This is a genomic window from Lysinibacillus sp. NPDC086135, assembly GCF_044746345.1.
GTDB lineage: Bacteria > Bacillota > Bacilli > Bacillales_A > Planococcaceae > Lysinibacillus.
Genome location: NZ_JBIVCA010000037.1, coordinates 1 through 21,013 on the forward strand (window position 1 = coordinate 1; position 21,013 = coordinate 21,013).

Below are 21,013 nucleotides of genomic sequence, written 5' to 3' on the forward strand. Positions count from 1 at the left end.
AAGCGAAGCGGCAGCAACAAATGTTTTATCTGTGCGAAAGCGAAGCGGCAGCAACAAATGTTTTATCTGTGCGAAAGCGAAGCGGCAGCAACAAAGCGCACAGTCGGAACGAAAATCAACCACACGTTATGGTAATGGGTGAAAAATAGAAACATTTACCTTTAGATTTATCCAATTAGATAGGGTAATGATGTAGGTTGCTATGTAGTAAAAAAAGGGTTTGCAGAAAAGGCACAATACATTCTATTATATATAAGGTAGATTTACGGCATTGCCCGTATCAATGATTTAATGCTCGGAAGGAGGGGACAAGCATGATAGAGGAAAGAAATGAAAAGGATGATGTGCAGTTCGACGAGGCACGATTGCGAGAAATGCTCGAAGCACATGATATTAACGCATTCCGCGATGAGTTTTTAGAGCTTCATCCATATGATCAGGCAACGTTTTATGAGAAGGTGGAACCTGATATAAGGAAGATCATCTATTCGTACTTGTCTCCGACGGAAATGGCTGATATTTTTGAGGCAATCGAAATAGATGATGATGAATACACAGCGTATCTAGCTGAGATGGATCCGTCATATGGTGCAGAAATGCTTTCTCACATGTATGCAGATGATGCTGCAGACGTTTTAAATGAGTTGGATACGAAACAACGTGAAAGCTATTTAGGCATGATGGATGAGGAAATAGCTGAAGAGATAAATGAGTTATTAAGCTATGACGAAGGTACAGCTGGTTCTATCATGACGACTGAATATGTAGCGATACCAGAAAATTCTACTGTTCGTTCAGCGATGGCGATTTTACGGAAAGAGGCGCCAGATGCCGAAACCATTTATTATATATTTGTCGTTGATGAAGCACATCGATTAACAGGTGTTATTACACTTCGTGATTTAATTATTGCTGATGAAGATACCCTCATACGTTCAATTATGAATGAACGTGTTGTGATGGTGCACGCAGGGGATGACCAAGAAGAGGTTGCCCAAATTATGAAGGACTATAATTTCTTAGCGACACCAGTTATTGACGATAAAGGTGAATTACTAGGGATTATTACAGTCGATGATATTATCGACGTTATTGATGAGGAAGCATCGGAGGATTACTCTAAATTAGCGGGTATTTCCGATATGGATAAATTTGATACAACCTCGTTTCAAGCGGCTAAAAAGCGTTTACCATGGCTTGTCATATTATTATTTTTAGGGATGTTGACAGCAAATTTGATGGGACAGTTTGAGGCAACGTTAGAACAGGTTGCGTTACTCGCAGTGTTTATCCCTCTCATTTCAGGTACTTCAGGAAATAGTGGAACACAGGCACTAGCGGTAGCTATTCGAGGTATTGCAACAGGCGATGTCGAAGAACATAGCAAGCTAAAATTACTACTACGTGAAGCCGGTACAGGTTTAATGTCTGGAGTTGTTTGTGGGCTGATTGTGATCGGCATTATCTATGTTTGGAAACAAGAGTTGATTCTTGGAATGCTAGTAGGAGCAGCGCTTTGTGGTTCTATTTTAGTAGCAACACTTGCAGGTTCTTTTATTCCACTACTAATGCATCGCATGAAGATTGATCCGGCTGTCGCATCAGGTCCATTCATTACAACATTAAATGATATTACAAGTATTTTAATTTACTTAGGTTTAGCGACAGTATTCTTAAGTCAAATAGGTTGAGAACCAAACTTCTTCCTTTTGCATATTGTATGAAAAAAAGGGAAGTGAGTAATGTGGGTCAAGAGCCACGCTTGTTTATAAAGTCACCATCATATTTTTTAAATATTTCTAAGATGCTACATGAGCTTGAATTGGATGAAAGTACGTCAGTGTATATAAAGGACGGCTGTTTCAATGAGCAAACTTTTGAAAAAAAAGAAGAAGTAGTTGAAAAAGTACAAATAGATCCGTATTTACTAAAGCAGCTTCAATTTTTAGAGAAGCCTTTTCGACAAAAAGCGTATCAACCGTTACTTATATGTTTAAAGGATGGTAGAGAATTACGTGGTAGTGCATCTGATGTACAGACCGATTCATTGATGCTTACTTCTTTCGAATTAAAGACGCAAGAGATTATCTATTTTGAGGACATAGATCAAGTATTATGGCGAGGTAAACAATTACCTACCTTATGAAAAAAGTGTACAGCAGAGGATGCTGTACACTTTTTTTATGTGTAGTGTGTCAAAGGTGAAGAGACTATTCACAAATCCCTAAGTCAACATCAGCAATACATTGTACAGCGCAGAAGCATGATAAATCGACAGTGATACAGCTCTCAGTTGAATTCCAATCATCTACTTTACATATTTTTTTCATGTTGACACAGCAGCCATCTCGACTTAATAGATCTACTGTACTTTCGCTGGAGTCAAATGAACATAAAGGCTCTAAAACACGCAAAGTAGCGCAGCACTCATCGAACATATCTTCTACACGGAAAAATACGGATGTACATATACATGGATCTGCTGTTGGTGAACTGAAAAATGCTTTAAAAGGAGTACCGTCTTTTGTAATTAACATGAATACACGTGTATCTGCATGAGAGCGTGCAGGACTTACAATGCCTCCAAGTGGTTCTAAGAAACAGTTAGCTGTACATGGTTGACATTCATCTCTCACCGCTTGATTCTGAATGTCTAAAATAGCGCGTACTACGTCACAAACGCAGCCTGCTGAATGGATTGGTCCAATAGGATTTGTTGGCTTACCACAACCCATATTGTCACCTCCTTTCCTTGTTACTACTTCTACAATATGTGCTTCTGAAAAATGGACTCGGGCATTCGTATATATAGTTAAATGAATAGTTTTTTTATGGTTGGAGAAACTTTAAAGAAAAGGAGGGTAAAAGCTTGAAGCTGTTAGGAATAATGTTACCTCTATTAGTCAGTTTATCGCTTTTAAGTGGTTGCGGTGAAAAAGAAAAATTTATTGTCTATGGTTCACCGGAAAATGAAAAGGAAGTTGAAGCCATTTTAAAAGAACAGAAATTTGTAGACAAAACAACGGTTATTCAATATGACAATAGTATGCTTGTGGCTGTGCAAATTAAACCGTGGGATAAGTGGAAAAAGACTAAATTAGAGAAAAAGTTGCAAAAGAAATTTGATGAAAAATATCCAAACAAAGATGTTTTTGTCTCAGCTGATTATAAAATATTTTATGAAGCCAATAAAATAAAAAGGGAACAAGTTGAAGATAATAAACTGAAAGATAAAATTAAGAAATTGAAAAAGCTTGCAAAGGAGGAAACATAGTGGAAAAAGAACAATACCAGCAATTAGAGCAAAATGTCACGCCGAAACCGCCTTATTTTAAAAATGTTGCAAAGGCGTTTCTAGTAGGTGGACTTATTTGTACAATCGGACAGGCCGTATCCCTTTTTTATATGATATTCTTTGATTTTACCGAAGCGACAGTCGGAAATCCAACAGTTGCAACAATGATATTTTTCGCCATGATATTAACAGGGTTTGGCTTATATAAAAAAATTGGTCAATTTGCTGGAGCTGGATCCGCTGTGCCTGTAACAGGGTTTGGTAATGCTGTTGTTTCTGCAGCCATTGAGCATAGAACTGAAGGATTAGTACTTGGTGTCGGTGGAAATATATTTAAATTAGCTGGATCAGTTGTATTATTTGGTGTTGTCTCCGCCTTTTTTATAGCACTTATTAAATTCATTCTTGTGACGATAGGAGTGGTTTCATGGTAATTGTCTTTCAATCGAAGCCTTCCTTAATAGCAGGTGGTGTGGTAGCTGGTCCACTAGAGAAACGCAGTATATTTAGTCAATATTTTGATGCGACCTTCGATGATGAACGTTGGCAAATGAAAACAAATGAACAAGGGCATCGAAAAATGGTTGAAGAAGCCTGTGAATTCGCCATGAAAAAAGCAGGCGTGAAAAGTGCAGACATTGAGTATTTTATGGGCGGCGATTTAATTAATCAAATGACACCAACCAATTTTGCGGCCAGAGATTTAGACATTCCTTTTATCGGGTTATTCTCAGCGTGTGCCACCTCTATATCTTCATTAATTGTTGCGAGCCTTTTAACAGAAGTAGGTGCCTCCAAATTAGCGTTAGCCGGTGCATCTAGTCAACACAATGCGGTTGAGCGACAATTCCGCTATCCAATCAATTATGGCTCACAAAAGCCCCAAACAGCTCAATGGACGGTAACGGCTGCTGGATATGCTCTAATTGGTAAACATCATGAAGAATACCCTTCTATTGAAGCAGCAACTGTTGGAAAATCGGTTGATTACGGTATGGATGATCCATTTCACATGGGCGCAGCGATGGCACCAGCTGCTTTTCAGACGATTCAATCACATTTAGAACAGCGTAATCAAAAAATTTACCACTATGATTTAATTTTAACAGGTGATTTAGGTCAACTTGGCTTAAAACTTCTAAAAGGTATGTTTGTTGAAAGTGGCATAAAGAGTGAGGAGTTACAACCTTTACGTGATGCAGGTGCAGAGTTTTATGGACAGGATGAAACATTCCAATCCGGTGCAAGTGGCGCAGGTTGTTCGGCAGCTGTTTTTTTTAGTTATGTGATTCAACAGATGCGAGCAGGTACCTATAAACGAGTACTTCTTGTGGCGACAGGAGCATTATTGTCTCCGCTTTCATTTCAACAGGGCGAGACAATCCCATGTACGGCGCATGCGATTGAAATTACAATGAAATGAGGCGAAAACTATGGTTATGACATTTGTGTTTGCATTTTTTATAGGTGGCATTATTTGCGCCATAGGTCAATTATTAATGGATTTTGGTAAATTAACACCCGGACATACATTGAGTACTCTAGTCGTAGCTGGTGCAATTCTTGCCGGAATGGGTTTGTATGAACCACTCATTAATTTTGCTGGTGCCGGAGCAACTGTTCCTATTACATCTTTTGGAAATTCCTTAACGCAAGGTGCGATTGTTGAAGCGGAAAAACATGGGCTTGTAGGTGTGTTAACTGGGATGTTTGAGGTGACAAGCTCAGGAATCAGTTCTGCAGTTGTTTTTGGCTTTATCGGAGCATTAATATTTAAACCTAAAGGAAATGTTGATTAGACGAATACCCCACCCATTTTTACAACGCTAACATATGATAGGTTGTAGAAGGGAGGGGTATTTTTATGGGATATCAAGGCTGGGGTGCGCATCCGTATGGAGGGCATGCTGATGGTTGTTACGGAGGAGATTATGGAGGTTACTATGGCGGTCACCATGACGGTTGCTATGGCGGTTACTATGGTTACGGACATGGACATAGTTCAACATTTATCTTAATTGTTGTCCTATTCATTCTTCTGATCATTGTAGGTGCTGCTTGCATATAATTTGATTAACTTCTTTCTGCAGAAGTCTCCCACCTTTATAGGGTGGTGAGATGAATGCGGGTTTAGCTATTTTTCAGGGAATGTCCAAACATTTGCTGAAATAGAGGAACTCAGTCTAAGAACGCCACGTCCTGTGGCAACGACTGAGTGACCAACCTCGTGTTGGCCTAAAGCCTCCGGCGGATGTTTCGGAATCGGAAAGAAGTTCACTTAGGATGTTAGCCTAAAATCATCGCATCCATGCGATAACGGCTAACTGACCTGCATCGGTAAAAACGCCACGTCCTGTGGCATTACCGAAATGACCGACATCGTGTCGGCCCTCGTGCAGGCCTAAGCACAAGGCCGATTCCGAACGCAATTATGCCGAGGCGAATTGATTGTGACAGTAGATAGAGGCTTTAGCTTTTCTTCAGAGTGCTCCATTTTCTGAATAAAGTTTAAAGCCTTCACTAGTTGTCATATGTTTCGTGCATGAGAGTAAGAATAAATTTGAATTTTAACTGATAGGAGGGGGAACATGAATCGCTCACTTTTTAATTCAATTGAACAAAAAACTGGAGTATCAATGGATGAAATCTTTGCTCTAGCAAATGAAATTCAACATGCTGATTTTAAAAATGAAAAACAAGTAAGAAAAATCGTACGACGCGTAAGTAAAATGTCCAAAAGACAAATTACACAAGAGCTTGAAGATAAGTTAGTACAATCAATTATTCAAGATGGTAATTCACTAGATTTAGATAAAATTACAAAAATGATGAAATAACATGAATCTACTAGGCAAAGCAATATATCTAAAAGGTTGATTTAAATGGATTTTCATTTATAAATCAACCTTTAAAGCTTTGTAGTGCAATAAAAAGGGTGTTACGAATGCTTCAGCATTTTCGTAACACCCTATTTGATCAAATATGCCTCGGCATAATTGCGTCCGTTCATAGAATGATCTCCGCTATTTCAGTGGATGTTTGGACACCTGCTGAAAATAAGCTTAAACCCGCATTCATCTCACCACATATAGAGGTGGAGAATGTGTAGCTGACGCTTCGCTTTCGCTACACAAAACATCTGTAGCTGACGCTTTGTTTTTTGTAACAAGAAATATTTACCGAAAAAAGTTAAATTATTTTTTCCATAGCACGATGTGGGATACCAGCATCCATAAATTCAGGAGATGTTACCGTATAGCCAAGCTTTTCATAAAACGGAATAGCATAGCTTTGTGCATGAAGTTTTAGTTTTTTCTTATTAATTAAAATGGCGTGTTTCTCCATTTCCTTCATTATTAAAGCACCTAGTTTTTTGCCGCGTTGATCTTGTAAAATACAAACACGTTCAATTTTTGCGGCATCGTCCTCGATACTACGTAAACGTGCAGCACCTACAGGGTCATTGTCTTCATACATAATGAAATGCGTTGCAGATGCATCCTCGGCATCACATTCTAGATGAAGCGGCACACCTTGCTCTTCAACAAAAACTTGCTTGCGGACTGCAAACGCATCCTCATGTTCTTTTGTTGTTTCAACAATCTTTACGTTATACAGATTACTCAGCTCCAGTCAATCGGAAAGTTTCATATGTTGTCCACGAGCCGTCTTCCAATTGATATAAAAGATGAATGCGATCAATTGTATCTTTTTCGTCAACACCTGTCATACGTAATTGCCCAAAGATATCATCGTGCTCGGAATCTGTCATTTTTTGAGCAATAGTAATATGAGGTACAAATACGTGTTTTGACTCACCAACAGGTACTTTTTCTTCTAGAGCTTGGTATAATGTTGTTAATTGTTCAGTTGGTTCAATACGGAAATAAATCGCATTTGTTGTTGGGAAAAATGAACTTATGCGTAATGCATGAATGTTTAAAGGTGCATATTTGGCAGCAAGCCCATCTAATTGTTTTACGACAGATTGAATATCTTCATCCGTAGCCTCGAAGCTGTCCTTTAATGTTATATGCGGAGTAATTTTCGCATAATGAGGATCGTAACGTTTTCGATAAGTATTCGCTAAATCTTGTAATTTTTTTGATGGAAATGCCACAATACCATATTTCATAGGCCATTACCTCCCGAAAATAAACAAATTTTAATTTAAGTATAACAGAAATTTCCGATTTCGTAATTTGAATCGTCTTAATTAATTAAAATTTTCAATTAATGCGCGGCGTAAATCAGGTTTCCAATATTTCCATGTATGATTGCCATCAAATTCTTCATAAAATGTAGAAAATCCTTTGTTTATCATGAGATTATGAAGCTGACGATTTGGTGTTAAAAAATCTTTAATTGTTTTATCCATCGTGACAACTTTATCTTCTTCTTTACCGACAATATGATAAATGGAAATTGCACCTGGATCTTTAAAATTCCCTACAGCTTGCAAAACATCTTCATCAACATACGGTGATTGTAAAATAACCTTGCCAAAAATACTTGGGTATTTTAATGCGGCCATTAAAGAAGCGGTTGCAGCCATTGAGTCACCAATGACCCCTCGACTCATTCCCATTTGATATGTTGCATATTCAGCATCTAAATACGGCACAAGCTCATGAGCTAAAAAACGAAGGTATGCTTCATGTTGCTCTCCGCTTGGAATATATTTATGGCGTCGATCCTTAATGTCCTTATAAGGAACGAAGGCAATGATTAAATTTTCGATTTCATAGTCATCGATAAGTTCATCGGCAAGTTTTGTAATACCTCCAAGTTGGAAATAATCTTTTCCGTCTGATGCAATTAAAATATTATATTTATATAGTGGAGAATAATTTGCAGGAACATAAATATAGAGCTGTAATTCCTCCTGTAATGCTTCACTATAGAACTTTAAATCCTGTACAGTTCCCTTATCCAATGATGACACTCCTTCTCGTGTTTGTAACGAGATTGTACCATATACCCAAAGTAAAGGTATAATAGGTTGGGCTAGCACTATTCTAGCAATAAAATCGAAGTGAGGGATAGTTATGCATGATAAAAATACTCGCATACACTCTGATGAAGTAGCGAAGGCAGCTCAAGCTGCACTTATTCGGCGTGGTGTATCGTTAGAGGATATTGCAAAAATCGTTTATGAAATGCAAAAATCCTATAATAAAGGTTTAACGTTAGACCACTGTGTTCATTCTGTCGAGCGTGTATTACGTAAGCGTGAAGTTCAACATGCTTTATTAGTAGGGATTGAATTAGATGAGCTTGCAGAGAAAAAGTTATTATCGGCACCATTACAGCAAATAATAGAATCCGATGAGGGTTTATTTGGTGTGGATGAAACAATCGCACTTGGATCTGTTTTTACATATGGTAGCATAGCAGTAACGACTTTCGGACACTTAGATAAGCAAAAAATAGGTATAATTAAGAAGTTGGATACAGAACCTGGACATCATGTAAATACGTTTTTAGATGATTTAGTTGGCAGTATTGCAGCTTCTGCCGCATCCCGTATTGCACATCGTATGCGTGACTTGGAAGAAGAGGGCGAGACATTTGCTGATATTGAACCCGAAGAGCTAGGACCAAAACCAAAATCACATAATGAGATTTAACAGAGTATAAAATAGATAACCGAACCTCCTCAATAATATGAGGAGGTTCGGTTTACAATGCTCTCCGGCAAAATGAGAGTTGATTTCCGTTTCGAATGGGAACGATTCTTGGAATTTATCAATGATTTTCATGACGTTATCGGCGATTATCGGCATTTTATCAGCGATTTTCATGACGTTATCGGCGATTATCAGCATTTTATCAGCGATCGCCATTCATCGCGCGTTTCCTCCGCTTTTGTTGTTGTTGCCGCTACGCTTTCGTAAAAAGCATTTGTTCGTCAAAGCGGGTCATCGGACCACTATGAACAGAGTATCTTCAATAATTTGAGGAGGCTCTGCTTTAGTATGTTAAAGCCGATTGTTTTGTATACTCTACATAACTTGAATGTAGTAGCCTGATATTTTACAATAGGAACATCGTGAAAACTTTAAGGACTTTTAATGAGTAAAGGATTCTTTTAGTGTACATATTAACTGGTGTAGAATAATGATGTATCAAGTGTGATATGTAAATATTGCTTAACTATATAGTTATTATGATCTTCGGTTATTGCAACTGAAGATTTTTTAATGAGTAGGGTAATACTCTAATCACTATTGAAAAAATCTTCAGCTGACAATAAATCAAATTTATTTTGATCTTAGTGGACTATAATAGATTTAAATAAAGTATTAATAAATGTTAGAAAAGAGGTATAAAAATGAGTGACAAAGATATTAAGACGTTAATCACTAGCGGAACAATTATTTTGGCTGTTGTGTTGTATTTAATTTTCAGATAAATTTTCTGGTCTTCAGTTTATCATTTAACTGGGGATTTTTGATTTTATGAATAGGTAGGATCAGAAATTATACTATTCATAGGAAAGACAATGTTGAAACTTATAAAGTAGCTGGAAGAAATCAGCGGCAGAGGATTAAATCGGTTTATTACGGAGGTATTGTCTAACTTGGAATCATATTATTTGAATTCTTAAAAGAGGGGGTATAGGAAAATAAATAATATATTTTATTTTTAAGAAAGTAGGATACTGATTTGAAAAAATTCTTTTTAGCTTTGTTCTTTTCTACATTGCTTTTAAGTGCATGTACAGAAGAAACTAACACAGATATTATCAAAACTGAAGATATACAAGGAATTGTAGCTTCAACGAAGGAAACTGCTGAAAAGCACGATGTGAGTAAATTTGAAGAATACGAACTACAAGATATAATTGATGGCGACACAATAAGAATAAAATATAAGGGTAGCTCAGAAAAAGTACGTTTTCTTCTTGTGGATACCCCTGAAACTAATCACGAAACGTTAGGAGAGCAACCTTATGGGCCAGAAGCTAAAGAATTTGCAAAGCAGCTACTAGCTGGTCAAGATAAGGTTTATTTAGAATTTGACGTTTCATATCGTGATAAATATAAAAGGTTACTAGCATATGTTTATACTAAAGATGGTATTAGTATTCAAGAGCAACTATTGAAAAATGGATTAGCTCGCGTGGCATATATTTATAATCCAAATACGAAGCATGTAGATTGGTTTAAATCTATTCAAAAAACTGCGCAAAAAGCTGCTATTGGTATTTGGTCAGTTGAAGACTATGTAACGAATCGCGGATACGATAAAGATGTATATTATGCTGCAATAAAAGAAGGAAAGCAGTCTAACATAAATGAGGATAAATCGAATACTAATAACAACAAGGGCAGTTGTGAAATCAAAGGAAATATTAACTCCAAAGGTAACAAAATTTTTCATATGCCAGGGCAACGTGACTATGAAAATACAGTAGCAGAGGAGATGTTCTGTACGAAAGAAGAAGCAGAAGCTGCTGGGTTTATTCCAGCGAAGCAATAAATTAGTTTAATTATTTATAGTTATTTCTCAACAATTAATGATAGAAAGAGATACCCGTTTGCCACAAAAAAGTGGTTGTATAATTTATAGTTAAAAATTAAGAACCACCAATCATATTGATTGGTGGTTCTATTTTTACTTAGATTTACAATACCTATATTTTCCTTTACTGAAAGGAAGTTACAGGATTTTCACAGAAGATATGGCTATACTTCTCCATAGAGCATTCAAACTGATATTGAAACTGGTACAAAGACAAATATTGAAAAGATGTCGTTCAAAAAAATACAGCTAATAATTGTATTACTTAGCTCTAGATGCATTGTAGTAAGCAGATGATTTGAGAAAATGAAAAATCGCAAATATATTAGAAGCGTTTAATTAATTCAACTTCACTTAAATAGAAAATCCATGGGGTATTAACTCGTGGATTTTTTTCCAAAAACATTAATCTTATGAAGGCTCAATACTACTTTTTTACTCAAATGTATGAAAATAAGTGAAGTTTCTTCTATTTATAATATAAATGCTCGCAGCATACTTTCAATCAATCTTTATTTGAAAGTTTTGTATAGTTAAAAGTCAAATAAGCATTATAATTCAGAAGAGAACTAATGTTCTTGTTGTTTTAGGAGGATTGATTATGGGTGGTATAAAATGGTTGTATATTTCTAAAGAAAATAAAATTTATAAGATTCCTAATCCTAAAGATGGGAGATTTAAAGAAATAAAGGAGCTGTCAGAGCAGGATGTTTTAAAGGTTATGCTGTACTACAGAACAAAAAATAGAAAACCAGACCAACTAGTAATGGTTGAATTTGACCGAATTACTCTTGACTCACAAGGGGTGTATGAGGTGACTGATGAAAGGAAAAAAAGGATGTTACAAAATGCCTTTCAGTTTATATATAATACTCCTCAACAATTGGCAGATAACAAATCACCATTCGAGTTGCCTCTAGCACCTAGCGTTCCATCCAATATTGAAAAAAAGGCTTTATATGAATATTTAAATCAGCATTTCCCTAACTTAGGAAACGATGCTCCGACAATCGTAGAAAATGCAATAAGCTCACTAAAAAAAATACATCAAAAAAAAGTTGACTTAATTAAAGAAGCTAATAAATTAAGAAAAAGTAATTTAAAATTGTACTTTGAATCAAAAAAGGTTTAATGAAATTACGGATGATTTGGAAGTGGTTGATTTCGATTACAAAATATTTTAGAAGAGATATTCGGAAAACCTTTAAAGGAAATTATGTATGAAGCAAGTGATTTATATTAAAATATATTTATATTAAATCGAACCCACTCATTTTGATTAGGCTATTTTCAAAACGGCGGGTTTTTTAATTTTAAAAGTAATTTTCTATTATAAGTTTTCTCTTTTTGATGTTAAATTTTAAATTTAATCACGTTAGCCCGCAGGAGAATCCCAGATACAAGCCTGCTCACTGTTGATTATAATAATTACCTTAATGTTGATAGTATCTCCTTCGCAATTTGGATTCTTTCATGAGGAGTCCAACTTATTATTAACCAGTTATCTATCAACTGTATTTTCCCATTTTGTACAACTGGTATATCATTCCTATTTTTTATTGAACGTAAATTAGACTGTGTTTACTCAACTTCTAGTAAATCATTGTAACATTCGATTCCAAATATGGTCTGTGTTTAACTTTGGTATATTTTGAGAACAAAATTGCAGACGTATTTTGTTCGTAGAGAGCATTCGCTGGGAGAAGTCCCAAATCATCATATATGAGCTCGTAAAGAAGTTATTTGTTTAAAGGTTTCATTCAGAAAGGAATGTGAAAAATCACCAATAATTAAATTTAGTTTTGCTTCTCGCAATTCTTTTTAATTGTAAAGCAACCTTCTCTCATAATCGTCTTGTCCATCTCCTGGTGTTTATAAAATCAACTACTGCTACTAGATTATCTTAAAGTCTAAACCTTGAGCAATACCGATTCTCAAACAGTTACTTTTTACATATATCGTTGGCGGTATTCCAGTTACTTTTTTAAACAATCTACTAAAGTAAAATTCACCATCCAAACATATTGAAAGTCTAAAAAAACTTCTGTCAACAGTTTCACCGATATTTTGGTTAAATAACTGAAGTATTCTTCTGTTTAATTCCGAAGTTTAGTATTTTATGCTCATTTATTGTTAATTTTACTAAATATATCTTGATGAGTTGTTATAATAGTTTTATTAGAAATTTAAGATTTATAAATCCGATATTTTTTTTTGATAAATTATTTTATGAAATGAAGTAGAGGTGAATAGTAGGTGAAGCAGGTGTTAGTAATTAAGAATGAACGGTCTTTAGCAAAGAAAATCGTAAGCGGCCTAAATCAAGAAGGCTATTTCATTTTAACACTTCACAATGAAAACAAAGGTTTAAATATAGTATATGAGCAAGATTGGGATATTATCATATTGGATTGGGATTCGTTAAGTGTATCTGGACCGGAAATTTGCAGACAAATACGGGTTGTTAAAACGACACCCATAATCATTGTGACCGACAATATGTCCAGCAAGGATTGCATAGCAGGATTACAAGCAGGAGCAGATGATTATATAAGAAAACCATTTGTGAAAGAAGAATTAGTAGCGAGGATAAAAGTTATTTTAAGAAGAGGGGACGGTATCCAGCCAAACGAGACTGATTTCTTTCGGTTTAAAGATCTCCTTGTTGATTCATCCCGTAATATTGTGACAAAGGATGGCGAAAATCTCCCGCTTACTAAACGCGAGTATGATTTACTTGTATTTTTAATCAAGAATAAAAATACAATATTAAGTCGTGAAATGCTTTTGAATCTGGTTTGGGGATATGACGTAGCAGTCAATCCAAATGTAGTGGATTTATATATTGGGTATTTAAGAAAAAAGATAAAGTGCGAGAAGAAAGACCGATATATTCAAACAATACATGGCAGGGGCTATTCAATGATTGAATAGTGTACAGTTTGTCACAGTAATTAATATTAAACATAATCGAAAAAACGAGTAAAAACAGTTTCAACTAGTTTTGCTCGTTTTTTTGTTCTATAAAATCTGATAACCAAACAGTTTTTGGAAGATAATGAAGAGAAGGAAACTATAAAAAGAATACTTCACGCATTACTTTCTTGTATCCAATATTTAATGTGAAAAATTAACTTTATTTATCATCTTACATTTTTCACAAGATTTTCACAGAATTAAAGACTATACTGTTTCACAGAACGGTTAAATGAAAATGATTATCAATAGCAATTGGAATGGCTAGCAATTACTATCCAATTCAATCTATTGACTTCATCATTTTCAAAATAAATTACATAATAAGGAGTATGTGTATGAAGAAATCTATGTTTTTAAAATTTGTTGGTATTATCGCAGTTTTGACATTGATGTTAGTAGCTTGTTCAGATTCAAGCAATAAATCTAATCAAGAGTCAAAGTCTAATGAAGATAATGGAAGTAAAGAAGTTGCTAAACCTGCTACAGTTGAAATCACTGATGCCCACGGAACTGTTACTGTTCCTGTAAACCCAAAGAATGTAGTTGCTTTGGATAATAGAACTTTTGAAACTTTAGCTGATTGGAAAATTGAACTAGCAGCTGTTCCAAAGGATGTAATGCCTGCGGATTCACCATATGTAAGTGATGAATCAGTTCAAAATATTGGAAATCACCGTGAACCAAATCTTGAAATTATAGCGGCTGCAAACCCTGAACTTGTAATCGTCGGTCAAAGATTTGCTGATTATTACGAAGAAATCAAAAAGTTAGTGCCAAATGCAGTTGTTATTGATCTTAATGTAGATGTTTCTGAGGAAACTGCTACGCCTGGGGAAAACTTAGTAAATGGACTTAAAAATTCTACAATTGCTTTAGGGAAAATTTTCGATAAAAATGAAGAAGCTAAACAAGTGGTAGCTGATTTTGATAAAGTTATTGAAAATGCTAAATCTGCTTATAACGGAAAAGATAAAGTAATGAGTGTTATCGTTGGTGGTGGGGATATTGGTTTTGCAGCTCCTCATTCTGGACGTGTTTGGGGACCAATGTATGAAATTTTCGGTTGGGCACCAGCATTAGAAGTTGCCGATTCTACTTCAGATCATAAAGGTGATGAAGTTTCTGTTGAAGCTATTGCACAAAGTAATCCGGATTGGCTTTTCGTATTAGATCGTGATGCTGCAATATCTGGTGAAAAAGATTCAGTTCCTGCTCAGGATGTTATTGCTAACGCACCTGCTCTTCAAAAAACAACTGCTGTTTCTAAAAAACATATTATTTATGCACCTGCAGATACTTACACAAATGAATCAATTCAGACTTATATAGAGTTGTTTGAAAACCTTGCAAATACTTTAGCTAAGTAGTGTAAAGGAGTATAAAAAGTGCTGAAAAATGTAACTTCTAGGGTTGAGATAAATTCTCAACCCCAGTTTTATAACTACAATAAAATATGGACAAGACCTTTTATATTAACGATGATAGTTGTTATTATTTTAGGCATTATATCATTGTTTACTGGAGTTTATGATATACGTGGACAAGAGGATGGAATGGAGATGTTTTTCATAACTCGCGTTCCGAGAACAGTTGCATTAATGCTTACTGGAGCTGCAATGTCGATGTCAGGACTCGTAATGCAACTGATTACACAGAATCGTTTTGTTGAACCTACTACTACAGGGACTATTGAATGGTCAGGTTTAGGGCTGCTTTTTGTTTATTTATTATTTCCTGCCCCGACTTTAGTTCTAAGAATGACTGGTGCAATCATTTTTTCTTTTATAGGAACTATGATTTTCTTTTTATTTTTAAGAAGAGTTAAACTTCGTTCGTCTTTAATTGTCCCGATTATTGGATTGATGCTTGGAGCTGTCATTTCTGCGGTGTCCACTTTTATGGGACTCTTTTTTCAAATGACGCAAAGTATTGAAACTTGGTTTGTAGGTTCTTTTGCGGCTGTTCAGGTGGGAAGATATGAATATTTATGGCTAATTGTTATTGTTACTTTGTTTATTTTTATTTATGCTAATAGATTGACTTTAGCTGGGCTAGGAGAAGATGTCGCAACAAGCCTTGGCGTTAATTACAACAGGATTGTTCTTTTCGGTACTGTTCTCATTTCTTTTGCAGTTGGTATTGTTGCAGCTGTTATTGGAAACTTACCTTTCTTGGGACTAATTGTCCCAAACATTGTTTCAATGTTTAGAGGCGATGATCTTAGGAGTAATTTACCTTGGGTATGTTTGATAGGAATGGGGACTATAACTGCCTGTGACATAATTTCTCGAACAATTATAATGCCTTTTGAAGTACCTGTTTCTTTAATACTTGGAACAGTGGGGTCAGTCGTGTTTATTACCATTTTATTGAGACAAAGAAAACCAAGGAGGCACCGATGAACACATTGGAAGATAGAAATAAAGAAAATGTCGAAATCGATTCTAGCCTTCATAATGAAAATAGATCAGCTAGGGCTTTTCGTTCTAAGAAGGAAGAAAGACGTTATTGGATTTTGCTAATAACATTGATTGCTTTGGGCATTCTTTCTTCATATGGACTTTTAGTTTATAACAATCCAGTTCCAGTAGATTCACCTTCTTTTATCCCGGTTGTTATGAGAAGGATAGTAGCTCTTGTGGCAATGATTATTGCTGCAGTTTGTCAGAGCTTGTCGACTGTTGCTTTCCAATCAATTACGAATAATAGGATTATTACTCCTTCACTTTTAGGTTTCGAAGCACTTTACTCAACAATTCATACTAGTACAATATTTTTCTTTGGTGCTAGTGCATTAATAAATTTTAGTGGAATTGGATCATTTTTATTTCAAGTTGTTGTTATGATCTTGATGAGTTTGATTCTTTATGGATGGCTACTTTCTGGTAAATACGGGAATTTACAACTTATGCTTTTAGTTGGAATTATTATTGGCACTGGGCTAAATTCTGTGTCAACTTTCATGAGAAGACTACTTGCGCCTTCTGAATTTGATATTTTACAGGCAAGATTGTTTGGCTCTGTTAATAATGCGGATTCAGCCTATTTTCCTATTGTAATTCCTATGGTAATAATTGTAGCATTATTACTTCTTGCGCATGCTAAGAATCTAAATATATTGTCACTAGGAAAGGATGTTTCTACTTCTTTTGGAGTTAAATATCAATCTAGTGTAATTTATACGCTTGTATTAGTTGCTATTTTGATGTCAATTTCAACAGCTTTGATTGGACCACTTACTTTCTATGGCTTTTTAGTAGCAACTTTGAGCTATCAGGCGGCGTCAACTTATGATCATAGATATATTTTTCCAATGGCTCTTGCTATAGGATTTTTGATATTAACGAGTGCATATTTTTTGATGTATCATGTATTCCATGCACAAGGTGTAGTTTCAGTTATTATCGAATTATTTGGTGGAATAATATTTTTAACTGTAGTTTTAAGGAAGAGGGCTTTATGATAAAAATTGATAATGTTAAAAAGTTCTATACTGATAAGGTAAAAATAGGACCTTTGGATATTGAAATACCAAAAGCGGGTTTTACTTCTTTAATTGGACCAAATGGCGCTGGAAAGTCTACGACACTTTTGATGATTGGAAGACTTTTGGATATGGAGGAAGGTCAAATTCAGGTGGCAAATATGGATATTTCCGGATCCAAATCAAAAGACTTAGCAAAAATTTTGACTATATTGCGGCAAGAAAATCATTTTGTAACTAGGCTTACTATTAGACAACTAGTTGGATTTGGACGTTTTCCTTATTCAAAGGGAAGATTAACAATAGAGGATGAGGTTATTATTTCTAAATATATCGATTTTTTAGACTTAACTGATTTAGAGAATAGATATTTAGATGAGCTTTCTGGTGGTCAAAGACAAAGGGCATATGTAGCGATGGTTTTGTGCCAAGAGACTGAATATGTACTTTTGGACGAGCCTCTGAACAACCTTGATGTTGCTCGTTCTGTTCAAATGATGGAGCATTTGAGACGTGCGGCTAATGAATTTGGAAGAACAATTCTGACTGTTATGCATGATATAAATTTTGCAGCCAAATATTCCGATAGAATTTGTGCTATGAAAGATGGACAAATTGCTGCTTTTGGTACAGTAGAAGAGGTTATGGATTCGAAAATTTTGACAGATATTTTCGAAACAAAAATAGAAATTATCGAAGGTCCTTATGGGCCACTCGCTGTTTATTAGTTACGAAATTTTTAAAAAAAGAAGCATTTCAAAAAATGAGTATGCAAAAAAACAAATAGAAAATTAAATTATTTGCTGTAGCTTGCACAGATCATAACAGCTACTCTAGTTGAAAGTTGCTGCCTGTATTTTACAGACAGCAACTTTTTCAAATGCCACTGCTTTCGATAATGAATTGAAGTATGTCATAACGATGATCGTAATATACTCTGACGTTTTTCAAGGAGTAATTTTTAAAAAAAGGATTACAAAACCAAAATAACATAACATTGACAGTCGCTCGACCGTATAGTATCATTTTCATTCTTATTCGTTGCGAGAAAGGTGGATTGACTGTGTTAATTGAAAGTGTAATAGACCACATATCGAGCCTTAAAGGGTATTCATCTATAAAAAAAATCGAGAAAGGATACTCACTAGATAAAAAATACATAGTTACCGTCGGCCAAAATCAATACTTTATACGATTATCTGACATACAATATCACGAAAAACGAACCATCGAATTTTCATTGCTTCAAGCATTAGAAAAACAAGGTGTACAAACATATAAAGCCATAGAATGTACTTTATTGATAGAGGCTAATCTTTCTGTCATGGTATTAAGTTATATTGAAGGATACCCTGCTGATGAATTCATTTCGAATCTTTCTGATGTGGAGCAATTTAATATAGGTCTTGCTGCTGGGAAAGAATTAAGAAAAATTCATCAACTACATGCCCATGCCCCACAAACGATACTTTGGGAAGAAGCTCAAAGAAAGAAATTCAGCTTTTATTTAAATGCATATAAAAAAGGTAGCTATCAACTGCCAAACGAGCATAAAATACTAAACTTTATTGAAAACAATTTCCACATTTTTAAAGATCGACCTATAACCTTACTCCATGATGATTTTCATCTGGGCCATATCATCGTTCTAAATAACACATACAATGGCGTAATTGATTTTAATGGCTATGATTTTGGTGACCCCTATCATGATTTTTATAATCTTTCTTTATTTAGCAGAAGACATAGTATCCCATTTTGTATTGGACAAATAAATGGTTATTTTACAGAATCTCTAGACGATACATTTTGGCGAATATATGCCCTTTATGCAGCGATGAATATCATCTCTACGATTGTGTGGACGAAAAGATATGATGAACAATCTTTTGAAGATGCATTGCAAAGAATCCATCTCATTTTAGCAGATCATGACTATTTTAATTTGGATCAACCATTATGGTATAAGTCCATACCTATTGATAATGTTACAGGTTTATAAACGGTGATATGTTTGCTATTGTGTATTTTTAAACTGAACTAATAGTTATTAAATTTAGTTCAGTTTTTATTTATGAGCAAATCTATTCTTAAATTATTGAACTATCGGAGCAGGTTAGTTGAAGATAAAACTTTCAGAACAATATAAAACCGCTAAAGAAGAATTACACTCTCTAGCGGTTTCTTGTTTCTAAGTTAAATCTTATAATATGTTATCCTATATATTGCCAGTCCGTTTTTCATCTTATTTACTCGGTAATATGAGCGATAGAAAGCGAATAAAAGGAGATTGAAAAAACTATCTTTTAAAAAATTAAATTTTGATGGGGAGGAAATTTGATGGATTACGTTTATCATATGATACCTAAAAAAATGACGGGTGAGGTTCTTATTTCCCTTAACGAGATAAAATTGATACATCCCGAACTTTATAAAACTTACTCAAAAAAGTATTCTGACCATCCAGAAAGACCAAGCTTATTATTGAAAAGTATCCCCAAATTAAATTGTTTATGGAATGATGTGATTTTTTTACTACCACTTCACCCTTACTATGTTTACGAAACATTACATTCTCTTGGAGTAAGTATAAAAAAAGATTTGATGTTTTATGAAATACCAACGGAAAGATTGATGAAAAATAAAAATGCTGTGTATTTCTATAATAAAAAAAATTATATAGGTCCTGCTTCGGATATACCTGATGAAGAAATTCAAGTCATTGATATCATTTCATATCCAGAATGTTCAGCTTTACCATCAGACGCATTAGCCTACTTCACAGAAGAACATAAAAAGGGTGTAAACTTTGGGATGTTTGCACATATTCCTCATATTTTAAGTTTAGGAAACATTAATATTAAAGGTGTAAATATGATTAATTGGAGTGCTGCTCCAGTTCAAACATAATTGATTTAATTGAGTGGTTAGATAAATTAGCGACCTTGTTCAACTAACGGAGGCTTACTTGAAGATCAATGAGCTGTTTTAGACAGCACTTTTTTCTTATTGTACTAACGGTGCAGAACATTTGAATAAGAAAATGTAATTTAGATTATCAGCAGTCAAATAAATTTGAAAGGGGACGTATAAGTTTGATTGATTATTTTGAACGTAATATTAGATTAAAGGATTTTGAAGTGTGGGATGTTCGAATTTGTAATCAACATTATACTTTAGCAATTTTAGATGAATTTCGACCTGCCACATTTGATGATTTTGAAATTCCTGAGTTAATTTATGAAGAAGATGACAAGCGTGCAAACTATGTCTCTGCTACATATTTCTCTGAAGAACCTGTTAAAGATGAACATAGAAAAATACTCGGGGAATTTGCACGTATGCTAACAGAACACTTAGCATTGGCACATTGTGAAGTAATTATAAAGTTTTATCAAGAGAACCCTGAAAAAGCAATAGAACTAATGATGTTAACGAAGTATGGTTTCAAAGAATCAGATATACCAATGGATAAATTATTGCATTTTAATCAAGAGTAGTTACCTTTGTTTTATAGCAACAATCTTTAAGAAAACAGCCTTTTTTATTGAACTCCCATGAAAGAACTTAATCATCTTTCATTTTCTGTGGTGTAGCGCTGGTTTTTGCGCTACATGGATGGCTAACGGGTGCTTCGTATTATAAGGTTAACCAGTTTTTACTGGTTGACCTTTTTTTAATAGAATCTATTATATCAGTAGCCAGGGTAGGACGTACGGGTGCGTGGG

Annotated in this window: 24 protein-coding genes; 20 read left to right on the top strand and 4 right to left on the bottom strand. The window is 34.8% G+C overall.

Annotated features, from left to right (window positions below):
- Window positions 1–314 precede the first annotated feature (314 nt).
- Together mgtE and ACIPKN_RS26270 are read left to right on the top strand one after the other, a co-directional pair.
- Window positions 315–1,691 carry a magnesium transporter gene (gene mgtE / locus ACIPKN_RS26265; RefSeq protein WP_400941854.1) on the top strand — a complete coding sequence of 459 codons (1,377 nt, stop codon included), beginning with the start codon at window positions 315–317 and terminating at the stop codon, window positions 1,689–1,691.
- 53 nt (window positions 1,692–1,744) lie between these two features.
- Window positions 1,745–2,146, top strand: a complete 402-nt coding sequence (locus ACIPKN_RS26270) for a hypothetical protein (RefSeq protein ID WP_255505271.1) — start codon at window positions 1,745–1,747, stop codon at window positions 2,144–2,146.
- Window positions 2,147–2,210: 64 nt separating this feature from the next.
- Here ACIPKN_RS26270 and ACIPKN_RS26275 read toward each other — a convergent pair whose 3' ends face one another.
- Window positions 2,211–2,735, bottom strand: coding sequence for a CotY/CotZ family spore coat protein (locus ACIPKN_RS26275; RefSeq protein WP_132363913.1), 525 nt, complete (start codon window positions 2,733–2,735; stop codon window positions 2,211–2,213).
- A gap of 134 nt (window positions 2,736–2,869) precedes the next feature.
- On the opposite strand from ACIPKN_RS26275, the gene ACIPKN_RS26280 reads away from it, so the two are divergent.
- From ACIPKN_RS26280 to ACIPKN_RS26305, 6 genes are all read left to right on the top strand, one after another.
- Entirely contained in the window at window positions 2,870–3,274 is a 405-nt protein-coding gene (locus ACIPKN_RS26280; protein ID WP_255505270.1) for a YhcN/YlaJ family sporulation lipoprotein, read from the top strand.
- Window positions 3,274–3,729 (top strand): stage V sporulation protein AC, encoded by a 456-nt coding sequence (gene spoVAC, locus ACIPKN_RS26285; protein ID WP_400941858.1) that lies wholly within the window; start codon window positions 3,274–3,276, stop codon window positions 3,727–3,729. The genes ACIPKN_RS26280 and spoVAC overlap by 1 nt, the downstream gene beginning before the upstream one ends.
- Window positions 3,723–4,718: a stage V sporulation protein AD gene (locus ACIPKN_RS26290; protein WP_400941861.1), complete on the top strand. Its 996-nt coding sequence runs from the start codon at window positions 3,723–3,725 to the stop codon at window positions 4,716–4,718. Before spoVAC ends, ACIPKN_RS26290 begins: the two co-directional genes overlap by 7 nt.
- A gap of 16 nt (window positions 4,719–4,734) precedes the next feature.
- Window positions 4,735–5,094, top strand: coding sequence for a stage V sporulation protein AE (gene spoVAE / locus ACIPKN_RS26295; RefSeq protein WP_400941897.1), 360 nt, complete (start codon window positions 4,735–4,737; stop codon window positions 5,092–5,094).
- A gap of 65 nt (window positions 5,095–5,159) precedes the next feature.
- Entirely contained in the window at window positions 5,160–5,363 is a 204-nt protein-coding gene (locus ACIPKN_RS26300; RefSeq protein WP_142510253.1) for a YjcZ family sporulation protein, read from the top strand.
- Window positions 5,364–5,883: 520 nt separating this feature from the next.
- A complete protein-coding gene (locus ACIPKN_RS26305) occupies window positions 5,884–6,132 on the top strand; it encodes a stage VI sporulation protein F (RefSeq protein WP_132363905.1) in 249 nt (82 codons plus the stop codon).
- Window positions 6,133–6,484: 352 nt separating this feature from the next.
- Here the strand turns inward: ACIPKN_RS26305 and ACIPKN_RS26310 are convergent, their stop codons facing one another.
- The 3 genes from ACIPKN_RS26310 to ACIPKN_RS26320 form a co-directional block, all read right to left on the bottom strand.
- On the bottom strand, window positions 6,485–6,913 hold the full coding sequence (locus ACIPKN_RS26310; RefSeq protein ID WP_400941900.1) for a GNAT family N-acetyltransferase: 429 nt from the start codon (window positions 6,911–6,913) through the stop codon (window positions 6,485–6,487).
- Between the two features lies 1 nt (window position 6,914).
- The gene (locus tag ACIPKN_RS26315) at window positions 6,915–7,430 is read right to left on the bottom strand and encodes a YjcG family protein (RefSeq protein ID WP_400941866.1); all 516 of its coding nucleotides are present in this window, start codon (window positions 7,428–7,430) and stop codon (window positions 6,915–6,917) included.
- An 81-nt stretch (window positions 7,431–7,511) separates the two neighbouring features.
- On the bottom strand, window positions 7,512–8,231 hold the full coding sequence (locus tag ACIPKN_RS26320; RefSeq protein WP_142510250.1) for an alpha/beta hydrolase: 720 nt from the start codon (window positions 8,229–8,231) through the stop codon (window positions 7,512–7,514).
- A 112-nt stretch (window positions 8,232–8,343) separates the two neighbouring features.
- On the opposite strand from ACIPKN_RS26320, the gene ACIPKN_RS26325 reads away from it, so the two are divergent.
- The 12 genes from ACIPKN_RS26325 (at window position 8,344) to ACIPKN_RS26380 (ending at window position 20,785) form a co-directional block, all read left to right on the top strand.
- The gene (locus ACIPKN_RS26325; RefSeq protein ID WP_400941868.1) at window positions 8,344–8,925 is read left to right on the top strand and encodes a phosphatidylglycerophosphatase A family protein; all 582 of its coding nucleotides are present in this window, start codon (window positions 8,344–8,346) and stop codon (window positions 8,923–8,925) included.
- 57 nt (window positions 8,926–8,982) lie between these two features.
- Complete coding sequence (locus tag ACIPKN_RS26330; protein WP_400941871.1) at window positions 8,983–9,192, top strand: hypothetical protein; 210 nt, start codon at window positions 8,983–8,985, stop codon at window positions 9,190–9,192.
- 772 nt (window positions 9,193–9,964) lie between these two features.
- The gene (locus ACIPKN_RS26335) at window positions 9,965–10,780 is read left to right on the top strand and encodes a thermonuclease family protein (protein WP_400941874.1); all 816 of its coding nucleotides are present in this window, start codon (window positions 9,965–9,967) and stop codon (window positions 10,778–10,780) included.
- A gap of 643 nt (window positions 10,781–11,423) precedes the next feature.
- Window positions 11,424–11,954, top strand: a complete 531-nt coding sequence (locus ACIPKN_RS26340) for a hypothetical protein (RefSeq protein WP_400941876.1) — start codon at window positions 11,424–11,426, stop codon at window positions 11,952–11,954.
- Window positions 11,955–13,078: 1,124 nt separating this feature from the next.
- Complete coding sequence (locus tag ACIPKN_RS26345) at window positions 13,079–13,756, top strand: response regulator transcription factor (protein ID WP_400941879.1); 678 nt, start codon at window positions 13,079–13,081, stop codon at window positions 13,754–13,756.
- Between the two features lie 380 nt (window positions 13,757–14,136).
- Complete coding sequence (locus tag ACIPKN_RS26350; RefSeq protein WP_400941882.1) at window positions 14,137–15,168, top strand: siderophore ABC transporter substrate-binding protein; 1,032 nt, start codon at window positions 14,137–14,139, stop codon at window positions 15,166–15,168.
- Between the two features lie 18 nt (window positions 15,169–15,186).
- Window positions 15,187–16,203, top strand: coding sequence for an ABC transporter permease (locus tag ACIPKN_RS26355; RefSeq protein ID WP_400941884.1), 1,017 nt, complete (start codon window positions 15,187–15,189; stop codon window positions 16,201–16,203).
- Window positions 16,200–17,264 (top strand): iron chelate uptake ABC transporter family permease subunit, encoded by a 1,065-nt coding sequence (locus ACIPKN_RS26360; RefSeq protein ID WP_400941886.1) that lies wholly within the window; start codon window positions 16,200–16,202, stop codon window positions 17,262–17,264. Before ACIPKN_RS26355 ends, ACIPKN_RS26360 begins: the two co-directional genes overlap by 4 nt.
- Window positions 17,261–18,013, top strand: coding sequence for an iron ABC transporter ATP-binding protein (locus ACIPKN_RS26365; RefSeq protein WP_132363875.1), 753 nt, complete (start codon window positions 17,261–17,263; stop codon window positions 18,011–18,013). Before ACIPKN_RS26360 ends, ACIPKN_RS26365 begins: the two co-directional genes overlap by 4 nt.
- Window positions 18,014–18,348: 335 nt before the next feature.
- Entirely contained in the window at window positions 18,349–19,287 is a 939-nt protein-coding gene (locus ACIPKN_RS26370) for an aminoglycoside phosphotransferase family protein (protein ID WP_400941889.1), read from the top strand.
- A gap of 338 nt (window positions 19,288–19,625) precedes the next feature.
- Window positions 19,626–20,195, top strand: a complete 570-nt coding sequence (locus tag ACIPKN_RS26375; protein ID WP_400941892.1) for a group-specific protein — start codon at window positions 19,626–19,628, stop codon at window positions 20,193–20,195.
- Between the two features lie 185 nt (window positions 20,196–20,380).
- Window positions 20,381–20,785 carry a hypothetical protein gene (locus tag ACIPKN_RS26380; RefSeq protein ID WP_400941895.1) on the top strand — a complete coding sequence of 135 codons (405 nt, stop codon included), beginning with the start codon at window positions 20,381–20,383 and terminating at the stop codon, window positions 20,783–20,785.
- Window positions 20,786–21,013 lie beyond the last annotated feature (228 nt).

What these genes read in the sequence shown, in the direction of transcription:
- mgtE (WP_400941854.1), top strand. Translation starts at nt 315, where the DNA reads ATGATAGAGGAAAGAAATGAAAAGGATGATGTGCAGTTCGACGAGGCA.
- ACIPKN_RS26275 (WP_132363913.1), bottom strand. Translation starts at nt 2,735, where the DNA reads ATGGGTTGTGGTAAGCCAACAAATCCTATTGGACCAATCCATTCAGCA.
- ACIPKN_RS26290 (WP_400941861.1), top strand. Translation starts at nt 3,723, where the DNA reads ATGGTAATTGTCTTTCAATCGAAGCCTTCCTTAATAGCAGGTGGTGTG.
- spoVAE (WP_400941897.1), top strand. Translation starts at nt 4,735, where the DNA reads ATGACATTTGTGTTTGCATTTTTTATAGGTGGCATTATTTGCGCCATA.
- ACIPKN_RS26300 (WP_142510253.1), top strand. Translation starts at nt 5,160, where the DNA reads ATGGGATATCAAGGCTGGGGTGCGCATCCGTATGGAGGGCATGCTGAT.
- ACIPKN_RS26305 (WP_132363905.1), top strand. Translation starts at nt 5,884, where the DNA reads ATGAATCGCTCACTTTTTAATTCAATTGAACAAAAAACTGGAGTATCA.
- ACIPKN_RS26315 (WP_400941866.1), bottom strand. Translation starts at nt 7,430, where the DNA reads ATGAAATATGGTATTGTGGCATTTCCATCAAAAAAATTACAAGATTTA.
- ACIPKN_RS26325 (WP_400941868.1), top strand. Translation starts at nt 8,344, where the DNA reads ATGCATGATAAAAATACTCGCATACACTCTGATGAAGTAGCGAAGGCA.
- ACIPKN_RS26330 (WP_400941871.1), top strand. Translation starts at nt 8,983, where the DNA reads ATGCTCTCCGGCAAAATGAGAGTTGATTTCCGTTTCGAATGGGAACGA.
- ACIPKN_RS26340 (WP_400941876.1), top strand. Translation starts at nt 11,424, where the DNA reads ATGGGTGGTATAAAATGGTTGTATATTTCTAAAGAAAATAAAATTTAT.
- ACIPKN_RS26350 (WP_400941882.1), top strand. Translation starts at nt 14,137, where the DNA reads ATGAAGAAATCTATGTTTTTAAAATTTGTTGGTATTATCGCAGTTTTG.
- ACIPKN_RS26360 (WP_400941886.1), top strand. Translation starts at nt 16,200, where the DNA reads ATGAACACATTGGAAGATAGAAATAAAGAAAATGTCGAAATCGATTCT.
- ACIPKN_RS26365 (WP_132363875.1), top strand. Translation starts at nt 17,261, where the DNA reads ATGATAAAAATTGATAATGTTAAAAAGTTCTATACTGATAAGGTAAAA.
- ACIPKN_RS26375 (WP_400941892.1), top strand. Translation starts at nt 19,626, where the DNA reads ATGGATTACGTTTATCATATGATACCTAAAAAAATGACGGGTGAGGTT.